The sequence below is a fragment of the Mesorhizobium sp. M1328 genome (assembly GCF_040318075.1).
In the GTDB taxonomy this organism is placed as follows: domain Bacteria; phylum Pseudomonadota; class Alphaproteobacteria; order Rhizobiales; family Rhizobiaceae; genus Mesorhizobium.
Genome location: NZ_JAMYLO010000003.1, coordinates 324,037 through 339,641, shown reverse-complemented (window position 1 = coordinate 339,641; position 15,605 = coordinate 324,037). Strand labels below are relative to the sequence as shown.

Below are 15,605 nucleotides of genomic sequence, written 5' to 3'. Positions count from 1 at the left end.
CGCGTCATTGGGTCGATATTGATTAATGGAGGATGTGGCTATTCGATCAGCGAGAAAGTAGGCGCGTAAGCATCTCGACCAGTTCCTTATCCATGAACGGCTTCTTCAGGACTGGACGGTCGCGGTAGCCGTCCCTCATGTCGTGACCGCTATAGCCGGTCGAGAAGACGAAAGGCACGCCACGGGCGACGAGTGCGTCGGCAACCGCATAAGTCTGGTTGCCATTCAGGTTCATATCCAGCATGGCGACATCGAAAATCTGCGCGTCAATCAAAGTGAGAGCCTGATTGATGGTCGCAGCGGCGGTTACGGACTCACATCCAAGATCGGCCAGCATGTCTTCGATCATGATGAGGACCAGCATCTCGTCCTCGACAACGAGGCTTCGCCGGCCAGAAAGCAATTTATCCATCCCGAGCACCGTTCGGTGCGGGAAAATTGATCGTGCAGACCACACCGTCCGTCCGGTAGTCGAGATCAACCGCGCCCTCCAGTTCATGAGCCAGACCGCGCTCGATCACCCGCGACCCGAACCCTTTACGGGAGGGTGGCCTTACAGGCGGGCCGTCTTTCTCCTGCCAGCGCAGGATTAGCCGATCGTCATCCGACGACGGCTCAATCATCCATGAGATCAGGACTGAGCCAACCTTGTTGGAAAACGCGCCGTATTTCACGGCATTGGTCGCGAGTTCGTGCAACGCAATGCCAAGGGCAAGCGCTGCTTTCGGGGAGGCGCGGATATTGCTGCCCGTAATGACAAAATGCTCAGACCTTCCATTTGCAACCCCGAACGGCTCCAAGGCAGCTTTCGTCAGATCGAGCAGTCCTGCACCTTCCCATTTCTCATGGGTCAACAGATCGTGCGACCGGGAGAGGGCGAACAGGCGCGACTCGATGGCTTCCCGGATCACTTCGGGATCGGAAGTATTCCGCAAAGCCTGCCAAACAATCGATTGCACAGTGGCCAGGGTATTTTTCACGCGATGGTTCAACTCGTCGATGAGCATCCGGGACTGGGCTTGTTCCTGCTTATGATCAGTAAGATCGACGAAGGAGGCGAAATGCTGGACGACATTGCCGCTTTCATTCCGAACAGGACTGATGAGGATCGCCGACCAGAACAGGCTGCCATCCTTGCGGCGATAGGAAATTTCTGAACCGCCGACCGCGTTTCCCGCGAACGCGGCTTCGATGCGCGCCAGCGAATCAGGATCGGTTCCGCGCGCCATCAGGAAGTTGAAGCTCTGCCCGAGCACCTCCTCCCGGCTGTATCCGGTCAGTTCGAGAAAGGCGTCGTTGACAAAAATTATCGGATTTTCGTGTTTTGCGTCCGTAAACACCATCGCCATTCGTGTCGTCTCAGCAGCGACGACGAAAGGGCCAAGATCTTTCCGAAAACCCTCGACCTCGGCCTCGGCGATTTTCTGACCGTCGGATTTGATGGGCTACTTCTGGCATGCACCACCCTGTCCTGTTATCTGCCAGGCCGCAGCCAGTAAGCGGCATCATAAGCCGCTCAGAGTTCTTCCGCCAGTGGACAGGAAGCTATGCCTTCCCGTGAGTGGGTATCTTGCCGAATGATTTCGGTATTGAGGCGTTGCTCAGTACCAGCGACCGCGGCCAAACCAGCCGCCGCCGCCTAGCAGGACAAGGACGATAAGTATAATGAGCAGCGTGGTGGTATCCATGTGAGTCTCCTGGGAGTACTCTTAGACATCTCGCCGCTCTTTTTTACTAAATGGTGAGTTGTCGGGTCATCGCACTCCAACCTCAAACAACGTTCCGCACGCTTTCTTGTCCATTGGAACGAATGCACATCCACAGTCGGTCAGTTGTGAGGGTTTTCAGATGCCGGCGGGTCAATGACGGCTGCCAGCGCTGCTGCAGCCGACGAAGTTCTACGTCCGCCTACACACCCATTAGGGCCCTTCTCGGTACCACCGGGGACGGTCTGGAACGGGTCAGTTTTTCCGGTTCCTGAACCGGGAGGTTGCGCCATGAGCCGACCTTGCATCCCGTGATCCTCGACGACTTGTCTCACCTCGATAGCGGACGAGATCATTGTTGATGGTCGCGAGCCCGGATTACGGCCGCGAAGAGGTCAGAAATCCAAATCCATATCGTGATGATGATGCTCGTGACCGGGAAGCTCCGGCGGCGGCGGGCCAGGCACTTCGGCCACCATGGCCTCCGTCATGATGAGGAGGCCCGCCACCGAGGCTGCGCCCTGGAGCGCCGTTCGCACCACCTTGGCCGGGTCGATGATGCCCTTTGACACCAGATCCCCGTACTCGCCCGATTGGGCATCGTAGCCATAGGCGTTGTCGTCCTTTTCGAGGATCCCGGCGATGACGACCGAGCCTTCCAGCCCGGCATTGATCGCGATCTGCCGAGCCGGCCAGGTGATCGCCTTCCTGACAATCGCGATACCGACCTGCTGGTCCTCGTTGCTGCCCTTGAGCTTCTTGAGCGCCCTGCCGGCGCGCAGCAAGGCGACCCCACCGCCCGGGAGAATGCCCTCTGCAACCGCGGCTCTTGTCGCGTTCATAGCGTCATCGATGCGATCCTTCTTCTCCCTGACCTCGACTTCGGTGGCACCGCCGACCCGGATCACGGCGACGCCACCGGCGAGCCTGGCCAGCCGCTCCTGGAGCTTCTCGCGGTCGTAGTCGGAGGTGGTTTCCGCAAGCTCCAGCTTGATCTCGGCGATGCGGGCCTCGATTCCTTCCCGCTTGCCGGCGCCGCCGACGATCGTGGTGTTTGCCTTGTCGATCATCACCTTCTTGGTGCGCCCGAGCATATCGAGGGAAGCATGCTCGAGCTTGATGCCCAAATCTTCCGAGATCACCGTTCCGCCGGTCATCAGCGCGAGATCCTGCAGCATCGCCTTACGACGGTCTCCGTAGGCCGGCGCCTTCACGGCTGCAACCTTGAGAGCGCCGCGCAATTTGTTGACCACCAGCGCCGCAATCACCTCACCCTCGACATCTTCGGCGATGATGAGCAGCGGCTTGCCGGCCTGCACCACCTTCTCCAGCAGCGGCAGTATTTCGTTCAGGCTGGACAGTTTCTTCTCGCTGATGAGGACAAAGGCATCCTGCATCTCGACCCGCATCTTTGCGCGATTAGTGACGAAATGGGGCGAGATATAGCCGCGGTCGAACTGCATGCCCTCGACGAATTCGAGTTCGGTTTCGAGCGACGTCCCGTCCTCGACAGTGATCACGCCGTCATTGCCGACCCTCTTCATGGCGTCGGCGAGGCAGCGGCCGATCTCCCTGTCGCCGTTGGCCGAGATGGTGCCGACTTGCGCAATCTCGACGTTCGAGGTGACCTTCGTGGTGTTGTTTTTGAGTTCCGCGACGACGGCTTCGACCGCGAGATCGATGCCGCGCTTCAGGTCCATGGGATTCATGCCGGCGGCCACCGCCTTGGCGCCCTCCCGGGCGATCGCATGCGCGAGCACGACGGCGGTGGTCGTGCCGTCGCCGGCCAGATAGGAGGTTTTTGTTGCTATCTCGCGCACCATCTGAGCGCCCATGTTCTCGAACTTGTTGTCGAGTTCGATTTCCCTGGCGACGGTCACGCCGTCCTTCGTGATCCGCGGTGCGCCGTGCTCCCTGCCGATCGCGACGTTGCGCCCCCGCGGGCCAAGCGTGACGCTCACCGCATTCGCCAGAGTGTCAATGCCGCGCAGCATTCTGTCGCGAGCCTCGAACGAAAACATGATTTCCTTGGCAGCCATTTCCTTGATCCTTAAGACCCAATTTTCGGGAAAGGCGACGCCTCATTCGGCCGCTCAGGCGAGATTGTCCCGTGGCAGCCCAAGCCGGTTCCAGACATCGAACAGAGCTGCCGCGAGCCGATCAATCATGATGTCCTCATGACAGGGTGTCGGCGTGATGCGCAGCCGCTCAGTTCCCTTCGCCACGGTCGGATAATTAATCGGCTGGATATAGATGTCGTGCTCGCTCAGCAGCAGGTCGCTCGCCGCTTTGCAATGCGCCGGATCGCCGACTGCCACCGGAACGATATGGGTGTCGCTCAGGATGACCGGCAGCCCAGCGGCACCGAGCGCCGCCTTGACCCGCCGGACCCGGTCCTGCTGGCACTTGCGCTCCCACTGCGAGGTTTTCAGATGCCGGATCGCCGCTGTGGCCGCGGCGCAGATCGCCGGCGGCAACGCGGTGGTGAAGATGAAACCCGGAGCATAGGAACGAACCGCATCGATCAGCACAGCACTTCCCGTGATATAGCCGCCGAGGCAGCCGAAGGCCTTGGCGAGCGTGCCTTCGATCACATCGATCCGGTTCATGGCGCCGTCGCGCGCGGCGATACCGGCGCCGCGAGGGCCGTACATGCCCACAGCATGGACCTCGTCGAGGTAGGTCAATGCGCCGTAACGATCGGCGATTTCGCAAATGCGATTGATTGGCGCGACGTCGCCGCCCATTGAATAGAGACTTTCGAAGACGATGAGTTTTGGCCGATCCGGATCCGCCGCCTTCAACAATTCCTCGAGATGATCGACGTCGTTGTGGCGGAAGATGCTCTTCTCCGTACCGGACTGGCGGATGCCCTCGATCATCGAATTGTGGTTGAGCGCATCGGACAGGATCAGACAACCGGGGATCAGCTTGGCGATAGTCGAGATGCCAGTCTGGTTCGAAACATAGCCGGACGTGAAGACCAGTGCCGCCTCCTTGCCGTGGAGATCGGCAAGCTCGCCCTCAAGCTCTACGAGCGGATGGCTGGTGCCGGAGATATTGCGCGTCCCGCCGGCCCCCGTTCCCAGGCGGATAGCAGTCTCCACCATGGCGGCGACCACCCTTGGGTGTTGACCCATCCCGAGATAGTCGTTGGAGCACCAGATCACGACGTCCTTCGGTCCATGCGGGGAATGCCACACGGCATTGGGAAAGCGCCCGGCGATGCGCTCAAGGTCCGCGAACACACGGTAGCGCCGTTCCTCCTGCAGACGCGCGATCGCATCCGCAAAGAAACCGTCATAACTCGTAATGCCTGGCTCCAAGATATTGCCTTGCCCATCGGCCATATCGCCCGCATTTCCGGTCATCGGAGGTCCAAATCGCCGCGGCGCAATGACGTTCTTTACGCCGCCGGGTTTGCCGGTGTGCAACGCTGTGGATTCCGCCATCGCCCGATTCCCCTGCTTGCATACGAACGATGTCGAAGCGCAATGCGCGCCGGTCCCGCTCGCATCGTTCCTCACGACCCGCGTTCAGGAAGGTCGAAGTTGAGCTGCAGCATTCGCGCTATGTTTATCAGAATCGTCTCGCAGACCTTATCTTGATTGGGATCCAGATATTTGACAGTCCAGTTTGCCCCGTTCTCCTTGGTTTCGAGCCGCTGAATCACAAAATCGGTGACGTGCTCGCATCCCGGCTCCTTATGAAGATCCGCGAGGATCAATGCCTTAAGCTCCGAAGCTTCCTTTGTATGCCTTTGCATGGCCGCTTTCCTTCCGGATGACAACTGCTATGCATTGATCAACTGCATAATCGTGATCTCCGTCATGCCAGGGCTCGTGTCATCGCACCAATTCACCCAACGCAGCGGCAATACCGCTGCTTGGTGTGTCAGAGTCTAGCCCCTCCACGAATTGCCCCTGTGGGTTCATGATGTATATGTAGGTGCCATGATCCATTAGGTAGTCGTCATCGCCCGCCTCGCCCTGGCGCGCCACACCATAGGCGCCATATGCCTCCGAAACCGCAGCGATCTGTTGCGGGCTGCCGGTCAGCCCGACGATCCGCGGATCGAACGCCGCGGTAAAGCTTCCCATCACCTCAGGCGTGTCGCGTTCGGGATCGACGGTGATGAAGAGCGGTTGCAGTTTTGCGGCGTCGGGGCCGAGTTCCTTAATCGCCGCGGCGATTGAGGACAGCGTCGTCGGACAGATGTCGGGGCAAGACGTATAGCCGAAGAAAACCAGCAGCCATTTGCCGCGATAAGTCTCATCCGTGACCGTCGTTCCGTCCGGCGCCGTGAGCGTGAATGGGCCACCGACCGTCACAGGCGCCGTGTCGGCCCGCACGAGCGGTGGGCAGATCGACAGGGCCGCTGCGAATATGATGCAGAAGAGGGTATGCAGACCGTAGGCCCAGGGACTGAGGAGTCCATGCCGCCGCTTCATCAAGTACCTCCGGCACTTTAAGAATGACGCATCAACCTCCGCGTGTGTTTGTGATTAACACACTCGCCTAAACTATCCCACTTTATCATATTTTGATGCTGAATGGCTAGACATGGTACTGGTTTAGCTCTACTTTTAAGCATTGCCCCTCATCTCTCTAGAAGGAGGCGGCTTTTATGACGATTCGCGAATTGATGAGCGGACTAGCGGCGATCGCTTTCGCTGCGACAATGTCCGCGCCTGCCCAAGCCTACGAAGTGGGTCCGGTCACGGGAGGCGGAACGATCGAGGGTACGATCGTCTACCGCGGCGACGTGCCGACAACAAAGATCATCCCCACCAAGAATATCGAGGTGTGCGGCGACCCCCGCGAGGAGCCGCTGATCCAAGTCGGCAGCGAGCAGGCCGTGCTGAACGCGGCGGTGCAGCTGGTCGACGTGGCACAGGGAAAGGCCTGGCCGCAGCCCGGAAAGCTGCCTGAGCTTAACAACCTCAAATGTCGCTTTGAGCCCGCGGTGCAGATGATACCGGCCGGTTCGTTGGAGGTGGTCAACAGCGACCCAGTGCTCCACAACACTCACGGCTATTATGGCAAGCGCACCGCCTTCAACGTGGCGTTGCCCAATAAGGGCCAGCGTATACCGGTCGAACTGAAGCGTGCCGGTACTGTCCGCATCGATTGCGACGCGCATGGCTGGATGGAGGGCTGGGTCTATGTGGTGGACAATCCCTACTACGCGGTCACCGGCGCCGATGGCAAATTCAGCATAACCGATGTTCCGCCGGGGGAATACAAGCTCGTGGCGATCCATCCCTTCACCGGGCCCATCGAGCAGCCCGTAACGGTAGAGGAGAATAAGGCCACCAGTCTGACGATTGAACTGAAAAAATAACAAAATGGGCGACCTGCTGATTCAACAGGGTCGCGTTCCCTGCGAGAAGACCGACGCTTTAAGAAACGGTCTGCACTGAGGAGGAACCCTGATGTCTGACGAGCTTGACCGCATTCGGCGCGAAATGCATGCGGTGCTGCAGCAGCCTGGCGTACGCCCCGACGACTCGCTCCAAATCACCCGCCGCACCTTCATTCACAGATCGCTGCTGTTCGGCGCTGCTTCCGTCGGCCAGACGTTCGCGTGGTGGCCGCTGCTCAACACCATCGACGTCGCTCACGCCGCCGAAGCGCCCTTCAAGTTTGCCTGGATTTCGGACACCCATCTCTACGAGAGATCCCTCAACACGCGCTTCGTCGACAAGGTGGTGCGCGCCGTGCAAGAGGTCCAGGCCATGGATCCGCCGGCCGACTTCCTGATCTTCGGCGGCGACCTGGCCCAGCTCGGAAAGATCGAGGAACTTGAGCTTGGCGTTGAGCTCCTCAAGGATCTGACGATCAAGAAATACTACATCCCGGGCGAGCATGACTGGTATCTGGATATGGGCAAGAAGTGGGGCGAGTTGTTCGGCCAACCCAATTGGACCTTCGATCACAAGGGCGTGCGCTTCATTGGGCTCGATACGGTCAGCCGGGGACCGGACTACTGGACAGCGAAGAAGATGACGCCAGAGGAGCGCATGGGCCATATGGCTACCCTCGACGGCACGGTAGCCGGCGCGTGGGCCGGCGTCGGCCGCGACCAGCTCGACTGGATGCAGAAGACACTCGCCGACTGGGATAAGTCCAAACCGATCGTCATCTTCAGCCATAATCCGCTGTACGAGTACTACCCGCCCTGGAACTTCTGGGTGCGCGACTGGCGCGAAGTGAATGACGTGCTGAAGCCTTATACCAAAGTCACCAACATCCACGGTCATGTGCACCAGGTGCTCTACAACGAGATCGGCAGCATGCGCTCGATCGGCATGCTGGCGACCTCCTGGCCGTGGCCGTATGCGCCGGAAGGCCTGCCCAAGCTTACCAAGCCGATGATCCGTGTCGATCCGGGCGATCCCTTCGACGGGGTCGGTTGGGAAACCGTGAACGTCAACGCCGACGATAAGGTCGATGTCGAGTACATCATGTGGGGCCGCAAGGAGGTGTTCGTCCAGTCGCCGGAGGACCACGACAAGAGCATTGCGGAAGTCATACGGTCACGCATCGCCGACAAACAGTACCCATGGGCAAATCCGTAAGGGTGGTGGCTATGATAAACACATCGACATTCCTCTGCATTCTGAGGCGTTCCACCGTCGCCGGAGCAGTCGTCGCAGCTGCTGTCGTCGGGCCGGCCAGTGGCAACAAGGATCCGGTGACGCCAAAGCAGCTGAAACTCTATCAAGAAGCGTTCATGGAGGAGGTCAGGAAAGGAGACCTCCTGTTCCATGGTGATGCGGCGATGAAGGAGCAGTTGGGCGTCAAGCTGTCGAACACCGGCTGGGCCTGCGCCATGTGCCATCCGATGGCATCCGATACCCATCCGCAGGCGTTCCCGAAGTTCCAGGCGTCGATGGCCAAGTTCGCGACACTGCGCGACATGATCAACTGGTGCATCGAGAAACCAAGCCAGGGCGAGAAGATCGATCCCGAATCGGAGGCGATGAAGGCGCTCGAGGCGTACATCACTTGGTCGAACAGCGGCTCGGTGTTGGTGCCAGGCAAATACTAGTCTCGACGATAGCCGGGGGCACCGGCTTCAGGGAGCGCGAAGCGAGTCCGCCATCGGAGTGACACCTCGATGGGGAACGGTAGGCTTAAAGCAGTCGTGCGGCCCGGGAACCGCGCGGGGAAGGGCCATGCGTTGGCAGAGACTGGGATGGAGCTGCGCGGCAAGTTCGCGAATGTGGACCTGGATGCGCTGGTCGACAAACGGGTCGTGCGGACCTGGCTTTATTTCGGCATGTTCTGGCTGATGGTTACGCCATCCGTCGGCGTCATGATCTCGGGCACCTTCAACTACCCCGACTATCTCGGATCGGGGAACCTCGAGCTCACCTTCGGCCGGCTGCGCCCGGTCCACGTCAATGGTGTCATCTTCGGCGCCTTCTCGACGCTTTTCATCGGCCTTTGCTACTATCTCGTGCCGCGTCTGTCGGGGGTGCGGGTGATATGGTCGGAGTGGTCGGTTCTTCTCGCATGGGTCTGGAACGTCGCAACGCTTGCCGGTTTGGTCGGCTTGCTGCTCGGCGACAGTGACGGTTTGGAAGCCGGAGAGCTTCCGCTCTACGCGAAGGTCGCATTCTTCATCGTGGTGGCTGTTGCTACCGCGCAGTTCCTGATCACGATCAGTCGAAGGCTCGAGCCGGCGATCTATGTCGCGCTATGGTACCTGATCGCCACTTTCGTGTGGACGACGATGAACTTCGTGCTTGGAAGCTTCATCCTGCCATACACGATCTCGGGCATCAACAGCGCCGCCTTCCATGGCCTCTATCTCCACTACATCGTTGGGCTGTGGATAACGCCCGCGGGCTACGTGATCATCTACTATTTCCTGCCGGTCAGCGCGCGAAATCCGCTCTATGCCCATAAGCTCTCGCTGGTAGGCTTCTGGTCCCTGGCACTGTTCTACCCGTTCGTCGGCATTCACCATTACCTCTACAGCCCGATCGCGGACTGGGCCGAGACCTTGGCCGTCGTCACGTCGATGCTGCTGATCATTCCGGTGTGGACGGTGCTGGTGAACTTCTTCGGCACTATGATGGGCAGGTGGCATGAGTTCGGCAGGAACTTGCCGGCGAAGTTCCTGATCATGGGCTCGCTCATGTATCTCGTCGGCTGCTTCCAGGGCTCGACCGAGGCGCTGCGGCAGCTGCAGCAGCCGACCCATTTCACCGATTTCGTCATCTCGCATTCGCATCTCACCGTGTTCGGCACCTTCGTCGTCTGGGCGATGGGGGGCCTCCTCTATACTTGGCCGCGGCTGTTCGGGCGCGAACTCTGGTCCTTCAAGCTCGGCAACTGGTCGTTCTGGCTGATCACCGTCGGCATCACGACCATGGGCCTGGTCCTCACAGCGGGCGGGCTGCAGCAGGGTTATCAATGGATGAATGGGGTCGAATGGCTCGACTCGCTCGTCTGGGTGAAGCCCTACTGGCTGGCGCGGACCCTGGCAGGCATCAGCATGGATATCGGTATGTCGCTGCTGGTGGTGAATCTGATGCTGACCGCACTGACCAGCCCGGCGGCTGAGGCGCGACGCGCCCGCGGGCCGGTGGAGGCGCCTATCCCGGCGCCGGCGGGAGGGCCCGCGCAGTGAACGTTCGCTTCTTCGCGCTGTTCGCCGGCGTCTTCTGCATCACCCTTGCGGTGATCACGCAGGGCGTGCTGCCCTTCGTGGAGCCGTCCTCGCGAACTACGCGCGTGACCTCGGTGGTGCGCACGGATTTCGGCCAGCTGAAATGGACGGTTTCAGAGGCGACGGACTACACCGAGCAGCAGCGTCGCGGCCGCAACATTTACCTGCGCGAAGGCTGCTGGTACTGCCATTCGCAATTCGTGCGGCCGGTGACCGGCGAGATCCGCCGCTGGGGACCGGTCAGCGAGGCGGGCGAATACGCCTATGACGTGCCGCACCTGTTAGGCACACGCCGGATCGGACCGGACCTGACGCGCGTGGGCCTGAAATACAGCGACGAATGGCACCTGGCGCACTTCTACAATCCGCGGATGCTGGTGCCGGACTCGATAATGGCGCCGTATCGCGGCCTCTTCCACGAGCCCGATGCAGCCGTCCGTATCGTTGACGACGGCGCTGGCAATCGGACCCTGGAAAGGACAGAGGTCACCAAAGGCCTGTTCGACTTCGACAGCAAGCAAGCGATCCAGCTGACGCCCAATGCATACGGGTTGCTGTTCGTGCCGCTGAAGGCGCGCGAAAGAAGGCCGATCATCCTGACGCCGAACGACGAATACACAGGCGAAACCGTCAGCATCGCGGCGGAGACGGAATCGCTGGCAGCGCTTGTTTCCTACGTCCAGAAGCTCGGCACGAACCGGGGTAAATGGCGCGATCTGTTCGAGCCGCAAAGCCTGGAGGTCATGGATGCGACGATGCCGCGCTCCGAGGAATGGATTGCTTATGGCAAGGAAGTCTATGAGCGCCGCTGCATCGGTTGCCACGGTGCCAGAGGCGACGGCAACGGGCCGGCCGCCACCTTTATGTTTAACCAGCGGCCCAGGAACTTCACGTCTGCAGTCTTCAAGTTCAGATTGACAAAGGAGCCCCTGCCCACGGACGGCGACATGCTGCGCACCATTACTCGCGGCATCCGCGGCACGGCAATGCCCCCTTGGTACGAACTGCCGCTCAACGATCGGCTGGCGGTGATTCAGTACATCAAGTATGAGCTAGCGGTTGACCGTTCCGATCCCGCCAGCCCTTACGCTTTCTTCGTCGAGGAACCGCCTGGCCCACCGTTGTATATCGGGCGCCCGCCGACCCCGTCCCAGACGATGCTGGACCGTGGTAAGGAGGTTTGGCAGGTGGCGAAGTGCTGGGAGTGCCATGGCCAAGGTGGCAAGGGCGACGGCGAGAAGGCGGCCGGCCTCAAGGATGATATCGGGTTCGCCATCGTGCCGGCCGACCTCACCAGCGGCCAGTTCAAGTCTGGCCCGGCCGTCGAAGACATCTTCCGGACGATAACTACGGGCCTCAGCGGCACGCCGATGCCGTCCTATCGGGATGCCTTTCCGGACGAGGACCGGTGGGCGCTTTCCTATTTCGTGGTGGCGCTTTCCGCCTATAAAGACCCGCTCTCGCTGCAGCCGCTCTCGATCAAGAAGGAGGCCCGCGCGGCGCTGAACGATCTGGAACTGGTCGCTGACAAGCCGGAGCGAGCCTATGTGCCCGATCCGTCGGTGCCGGCGTCCGGCCCGCCAGCTCCGCCTGGCGAGGAACAGGCACCCGCCGGAGGTTAGCGCATGCTCGGTTTTGAAGTCACCGGACCCTATGCGGGCGCCATGCTGATGAGCCTGGCGGCCCTGTTCTTGTTCATCTGGGGCGTCCTGTCCGGCGCGTTGAGCGGCACCGACAAAGCCGCCAATGGGTTTTTTGAAAGGGAAATGGAGAATGAGCGATCTGCAGAGCAGCGATCCGGAGAGCCCGACGCATCCGGAACTGGATGTGCGTCAAAGCTCGCACCCTGAACTGGAGGACTATGCCGGCGGCCTGATACAGGCGCGTGTGGGATTCATTCCGCTATGGCTTCTCGTCGTCTACGTGCTGCTGTTCGCCTGGGGGCTGTACTACATGTATGTTTATTGGGGCGGGCTCGGGCCCGGCCGTCTGTTCTAAGTAGACGGTCGCAAGGGCTGGTAAGACAGGAGTGATGGAGACGATGATAGCCAAAATTCTCCTTGGGGTCGCCGCATTGAACCTCCTTTTCCTGTGCTTCGAGCTGGCGATAAACGTGCTTCGTCTTTATTTCGGCTGAGATAGGAGCAGCGGATGCTACAGGACACCGTCTTCAAGCTTGCTGACGCCGGCTTGCCGCAGATGCTTGGCTTCCTCATCTATGGCGGCTGCACCGTCGGCTTTATCCTCTTTCTTTTGTATCTTGTGCGGCAATAGCGCCGCGTCCGCGCCACTGCGCAAACGCCAATGATCTACTACCTCGTGATCTTCGCCGCTGGATTTGCAGGCAGCTTTCATTGCATCGGCATGTGCGGCGGCTTTGCCTGCGCGCTGGGCCGCGATCAGCGAGGGGGAGGCGCAACCGTCCTTCGCCACCTGCTCTATAATACCGGACGATTGACAACCTATTGCTTTTTGGGCGGGCTCGCGGGCGCGATCGGTCAGGTCATCTGCACCACGCAAGGGCTAACGGCGGCGCCGCTCTTGAACGGCTCCCTCGACATCGCCCAACGAATTCTCGCGATCGTCGCTGGCCTGCTCATGATTGCCATGGCGTTGCAGTTCTTCGGCTTGCTGCAGGTCTTTCATCGCCTTGCGATCGGATTTGGCGGCAGCACATTTGCATTGTCCCTGCGCGGTCTGTTGACGGCCCGGAGCAGCGCCGCACCGCTCGCCTTTGGCGTTTTCAACGGCTTCCTGCCGTGTCCCCTGGTCTATGCCTTCGCCGCCCAGGCGGCGAGCACCGCCGGAGCGCTTCCCGGGTTTCTCGTCATGGCATCGTTCGGACTGGGAACCTTCCCCGCGATGTTGATGATGGGCGGCGTTGGCCGGATACTCGGGCCAGCCTGGCGGCGGCGCGGCGTGCGGCTGGCTGGTGGTTTTATTCTTTTGCTCGGTCTCATCACGCTCGGCCGTGGTCTCCTGCCTTCCGACACGCATATCGGCCTTGCCTGGCCAGGTGGGCATCCCGCATGACTGCGCATGGCGATATCCTCTGTAGCCATTGTTCGCTGCCCGTCGGTCTGCGCCCGATGGAGCGCAGGCTCAACGGTGAGGCTTGCGCGTTCTGCTGCTACGGCTGTTGTATCGCCTTTCAGGTGAAGAGCGGCAGACACGAAGAGTGGGAAGCCGCCTGGCTTCTGATCCAGCTCGGCGTGGGAGGCTTTCTCTCCATGAATATCATGATGTTCAGCCTCCTCCTCTATTCGGACGCGTTCACGGGCGTCGATGCGGGCGTGCTGCCGTGGATTCACTTTTTGCTCTGGATCTTCGCCACGCCGGCGGTGGTGATTCTCGGCGGACCCTATCTGCGCGACATGTGGCTCAATGGCATTCAGGGACGAGTGACGTCGTCGGCACTCATCGTGCTTGGCGTCGCTGCCGCTTACCTCTATTCGGCATTTGCCGTGTTCGAGGGCAGCACGCATGTCTATTTCGACACCGCCGTGATGGTGCTGATGCTATTCACAGTTGGCCGCTATCTCGAGGCTGTTGGCCGCGCCAGGGCGGCGCGCGACCTCGAACCTCTTCTGGCCGCAGAAAGCGAGAGCGCGACCGCGGTCGATGGCGCGGCAGAGATCCGCCGTCCGGTGCGGGAGGTGACGGCCGGCATGCTGGTGCGGGTCCGGCCAGGCGAGCGCATTCCGGTCGACGGCGTGGTTGTCGAGGGGGAATCGAACACCGATGAAGCCGTAATTACCGGAGAAAGCCGGCAAGTGACAAAGCGCGCCGGCTCCAAGGTGATTGCCGGCAGTATCAATATCGACGGCCCGCTCCTGATCCAAAGCAGCGGTGACGGAACCGCAACCCGCTGGGCACGGATTTGCCGGTCGGTGCGCGAAGCGCTGGGTCGTCGCAGTCCAACCCAGCGCCTTGCCGATCGCGTCGTTGGCGTGTCCGTGCCGCTCGTCCTCGCCCTCGGCGGGCTGACGACCGTTTACTGGGCCCAGTCATTGCCGTTCGATCGGGCGTTGCTGATTGGCCTCTCGGTGCTGGTGGTTGCCTGTCCTTGTGCCGTCGGCCTCGCTGCTCCGATGGCGACATCGCTCGGCATCGGCCGGCTGGCGCGGCACGGCTGCCTCGTCCGCGACCCCGGCGTGCTCGAGACACTCGCGCGTGTACGGTTGCTCGCCTTTGACAAGACCGGCACTCTGACGGCGGGCAAAGCGCGTCTCGTCGGCGTCGAACGCGAGGAGGTCGGCATCGACGAAGTACTGGCGCGCGCCGCCGGTCTGGAGCGCCATTCCGAGCATGGTCTGGCGCGGGCCATCGCGGCAGCCGCCGCTCAGCGGGGCATCACGCCGCTCGTCACCCGCGAGGTCCGGATGGTTCCCGGCCGTGGCATCCGCGGCAACGCCGAAGGCCGGCCCGTGGCGGCAGGGAACGGCAGATTGATGAATGATCTGGGCTGGCCGCTTCCCCCGTCGCTAGCCGAGCGTGCACGGTCGCTGGAGGCGAGCGGTCATTCGGTGGTCTATGTCGGTTGGGGCGAGCGGGTTCACGCTGTGCTGTCGCTCGATGATTCGCCGCTTCCCGAGGCGCAGGCCGCGATCGCGGCCCTGCGTGAGCGCGGGCTCGACGCCACGCTGTTGACCGGCGACTTGGCGCAAGCGGCGGAGCGGATCGCGGCCCTGGTCGGGATCAAGGAGGTCCAAGCGGGCCTTTCGCCGGAGGCCAAACGGCTGGCCTTGGATCGGCTCCGCCATGACCACGATTCGGTGGCGATGGTCGGCGATGGACTGAATGACGGGCCGGTTCTGGCCGCCGCAGATGTCGGTATTGCCGTCGGCTCCGCCACCGATCTCGCCCGCGAGACTGCGGCGCTCGTGCTGCCTGCGGAGGGATTGTGGATGCTGCCCTGGATCGTCGACGTGGCCCGCGCGGTCCGCAGGACCATCTTGACCAACCTTATGTGGGCGTTCGGCTACAACCTCGTCGCCCTGACGTTCGCAGCATTCGGACTTCTGCAGCCAATCCTTGCGGCGGCGGTCATGGCCGGCTCGAGCATCCTCGTGGTGGTGAATTCGCTGCGGCTGGAGCGGCTGCCCGATCCTGTTCCAACGCTGATCCCGGAGCAACGATCCGGCGCCGAGGCGGAGCGCGCCCAGAATGGTGACGGCATTTCCGCAATGGCCGGCCCGGCCGTCGAGCGGAGTTGA

15 protein-coding genes are annotated in these 15,605 nt (G+C 61.2%); 9 read left to right on the top strand and 6 right to left on the bottom strand.

Features of this window, described 5'->3' with window-relative positions:
- Nucleotides 1-46: 46 nt before the first annotated feature.
- The 6 genes from NKH23_RS10165 to NKH23_RS10140 form a co-directional block, all read right to left on the bottom strand.
- Entirely contained in the window at nt 47-412 is a 366-nt protein-coding gene (locus tag NKH23_RS10165; protein ID WP_352910948.1) for a response regulator, read from the bottom strand.
- Entirely contained in the window at nt 405-1,349 is a 945-nt protein-coding gene (locus NKH23_RS10160) for an HWE histidine kinase domain-containing protein (RefSeq protein ID WP_502912336.1), read from the bottom strand. The genes NKH23_RS10165 and NKH23_RS10160 overlap by 8 nt, the downstream gene beginning before the upstream one ends.
- 752 nt (nt 1,350-2,101) lie before the next feature.
- Nucleotides 2,102-3,745, bottom strand: coding sequence for a chaperonin GroEL (gene groL, locus NKH23_RS10155; RefSeq protein WP_352910950.1), 1,644 nt, complete (start codon nt 3,743-3,745; stop codon nt 2,102-2,104).
- Nucleotides 3,746-3,799: 54 nt separating this feature from the next.
- Nucleotides 3,800-5,056 carry a 5-aminolevulinate synthase gene (gene hemA / locus NKH23_RS10150; RefSeq protein ID WP_353015233.1) on the bottom strand — a complete coding sequence of 419 codons (1,257 nt, stop codon included), beginning with the start codon at nt 5,054-5,056 and terminating at the stop codon, nt 3,800-3,802.
- A gap of 173 nt (nt 5,057-5,229) precedes the next feature.
- Nucleotides 5,230-5,472, bottom strand: a complete 243-nt coding sequence (locus NKH23_RS10145; protein WP_027154144.1) for a hypothetical protein — start codon at nt 5,470-5,472, stop codon at nt 5,230-5,232.
- Nucleotides 5,473-5,551: 79 nt separating this feature from the next.
- Nucleotides 5,552-6,157 (bottom strand): SCO family protein, encoded by a 606-nt coding sequence (locus NKH23_RS10140; protein ID WP_352910953.1) that lies wholly within the window; start codon nt 6,155-6,157, stop codon nt 5,552-5,554.
- Between the two features lie 194 nt (nt 6,158-6,351).
- Here NKH23_RS10140 and NKH23_RS10135 point away from each other — a divergent pair, with 194 nt between their 5' ends.
- From NKH23_RS10135 to NKH23_RS10095, 9 genes are all read left to right on the top strand, one after another.
- Nucleotides 6,352-7,050: a carboxypeptidase regulatory-like domain-containing protein gene (locus NKH23_RS10135; RefSeq protein ID WP_502908328.1), complete on the top strand. Its 699-nt coding sequence runs from the start codon at nt 6,352-6,354 to the stop codon at nt 7,048-7,050.
- 91 nt (nt 7,051-7,141) lie between these two features.
- Complete coding sequence (locus tag NKH23_RS10130; protein ID WP_352450402.1) at nt 7,142-8,287, top strand: metallophosphoesterase family protein; 1,146 nt, start codon at nt 7,142-7,144, stop codon at nt 8,285-8,287.
- An 11-nt stretch (nt 8,288-8,298) separates the two neighbouring features.
- A complete protein-coding gene (locus tag NKH23_RS10125) occupies nt 8,299-8,760 on the top strand; it encodes a c-type cytochrome (protein ID WP_352910958.1) in 462 nt (153 codons plus the stop codon).
- A 147-nt stretch (nt 8,761-8,907) separates the two neighbouring features.
- Nucleotides 8,908-10,350 (top strand): cbb3-type cytochrome c oxidase subunit I, encoded by a 1,443-nt coding sequence (locus tag NKH23_RS10120; RefSeq protein WP_023718669.1) that lies wholly within the window; start codon nt 8,908-8,910, stop codon nt 10,348-10,350.
- Nucleotides 10,347-12,011, top strand: a complete 1,665-nt coding sequence (locus NKH23_RS10115; RefSeq protein ID WP_352910963.1) for a cbb3-type cytochrome c oxidase subunit II — start codon at nt 10,347-10,349, stop codon at nt 12,009-12,011. The genes NKH23_RS10120 and NKH23_RS10115 overlap by 4 nt, the downstream gene beginning before the upstream one ends.
- 151 nt (nt 12,012-12,162) lie before the next feature.
- Entirely contained in the window at nt 12,163-12,387 is a 225-nt protein-coding gene (locus tag NKH23_RS10110; RefSeq protein WP_023718671.1) for a hypothetical protein, read from the top strand.
- A 153-nt stretch (nt 12,388-12,540) separates the two neighbouring features.
- Nucleotides 12,541-12,663, top strand: a complete 123-nt coding sequence (locus tag NKH23_RS10105) for a hypothetical protein (protein WP_352450399.1) — start codon at nt 12,541-12,543, stop codon at nt 12,661-12,663.
- Nucleotides 12,664-12,693: 30 nt separating this feature from the next.
- Nucleotides 12,694-13,422, top strand: a complete 729-nt coding sequence (locus NKH23_RS10100) for a sulfite exporter TauE/SafE family protein (protein ID WP_352910967.1) — start codon at nt 12,694-12,696, stop codon at nt 13,420-13,422.
- Nucleotides 13,423-13,478: 56 nt separating this feature from the next.
- The gene (locus NKH23_RS10095) at nt 13,479-15,605 is read left to right on the top strand and encodes a heavy metal translocating P-type ATPase (RefSeq protein ID WP_352910970.1); all 2,127 of its coding nucleotides are present in this window, start codon (nt 13,479-13,481) and stop codon (nt 15,603-15,605) included.

Excerpts from the sequence above, each read along its gene's own strand:
- NKH23_RS10165 (WP_352910948.1), bottom strand. The coding sequence starts at position 412 with ATGGATAAATTGCTTTCTGGCCGGCGAAGCCTCGTTGTCGAGGACGAG.
- NKH23_RS10160 (WP_502912336.1), bottom strand. The coding sequence starts at position 1,349 with ATGGCGATGGTGTTTACGGACGCAAAACACGAAAATCCGATAATTTTT.
- groL (WP_352910950.1), bottom strand. The coding sequence starts at position 3,745 with ATGGCTGCCAAGGAAATCATGTTTTCGTTCGAGGCTCGCGACAGAATG.
- hemA (WP_353015233.1), bottom strand. The coding sequence starts at position 5,056 with ATGGCCGATGGGCAAGGCAATATCTTGGAGCCAGGCATTACGAGTTAT.
- NKH23_RS10145 (WP_027154144.1), bottom strand. The coding sequence starts at position 5,472 with ATGCAAAGGCATACAAAGGAAGCTTCGGAGCTTAAGGCATTGATCCTC.
- NKH23_RS10140 (WP_352910953.1), bottom strand. The coding sequence starts at position 6,157 with ATGAAGCGGCGGCATGGACTCCTCAGTCCCTGGGCCTACGGTCTGCAT.
- NKH23_RS10135 (WP_502908328.1), top strand. The coding sequence starts at position 6,352 with ATGAGCGGACTAGCGGCGATCGCTTTCGCTGCGACAATGTCCGCGCCT.
- NKH23_RS10130 (WP_352450402.1), top strand. The coding sequence starts at position 7,142 with ATGTCTGACGAGCTTGACCGCATTCGGCGCGAAATGCATGCGGTGCTG.
- NKH23_RS10125 (WP_352910958.1), top strand. The coding sequence starts at position 8,299 with ATGATAAACACATCGACATTCCTCTGCATTCTGAGGCGTTCCACCGTC.
- NKH23_RS10120 (WP_023718669.1), top strand. The coding sequence starts at position 8,908 with ATGGAGCTGCGCGGCAAGTTCGCGAATGTGGACCTGGATGCGCTGGTC.
- NKH23_RS10110 (WP_023718671.1), top strand. The coding sequence starts at position 12,163 with ATGAGCGATCTGCAGAGCAGCGATCCGGAGAGCCCGACGCATCCGGAA.
- NKH23_RS10105 (WP_352450399.1), top strand. The coding sequence starts at position 12,541 with ATGCTACAGGACACCGTCTTCAAGCTTGCTGACGCCGGCTTGCCGCAG.
- NKH23_RS10100 (WP_352910967.1), top strand. The coding sequence starts at position 12,694 with ATGATCTACTACCTCGTGATCTTCGCCGCTGGATTTGCAGGCAGCTTT.
- NKH23_RS10095 (WP_352910970.1), top strand. The coding sequence starts at position 13,479 with ATGGAGCGCAGGCTCAACGGTGAGGCTTGCGCGTTCTGCTGCTACGGC.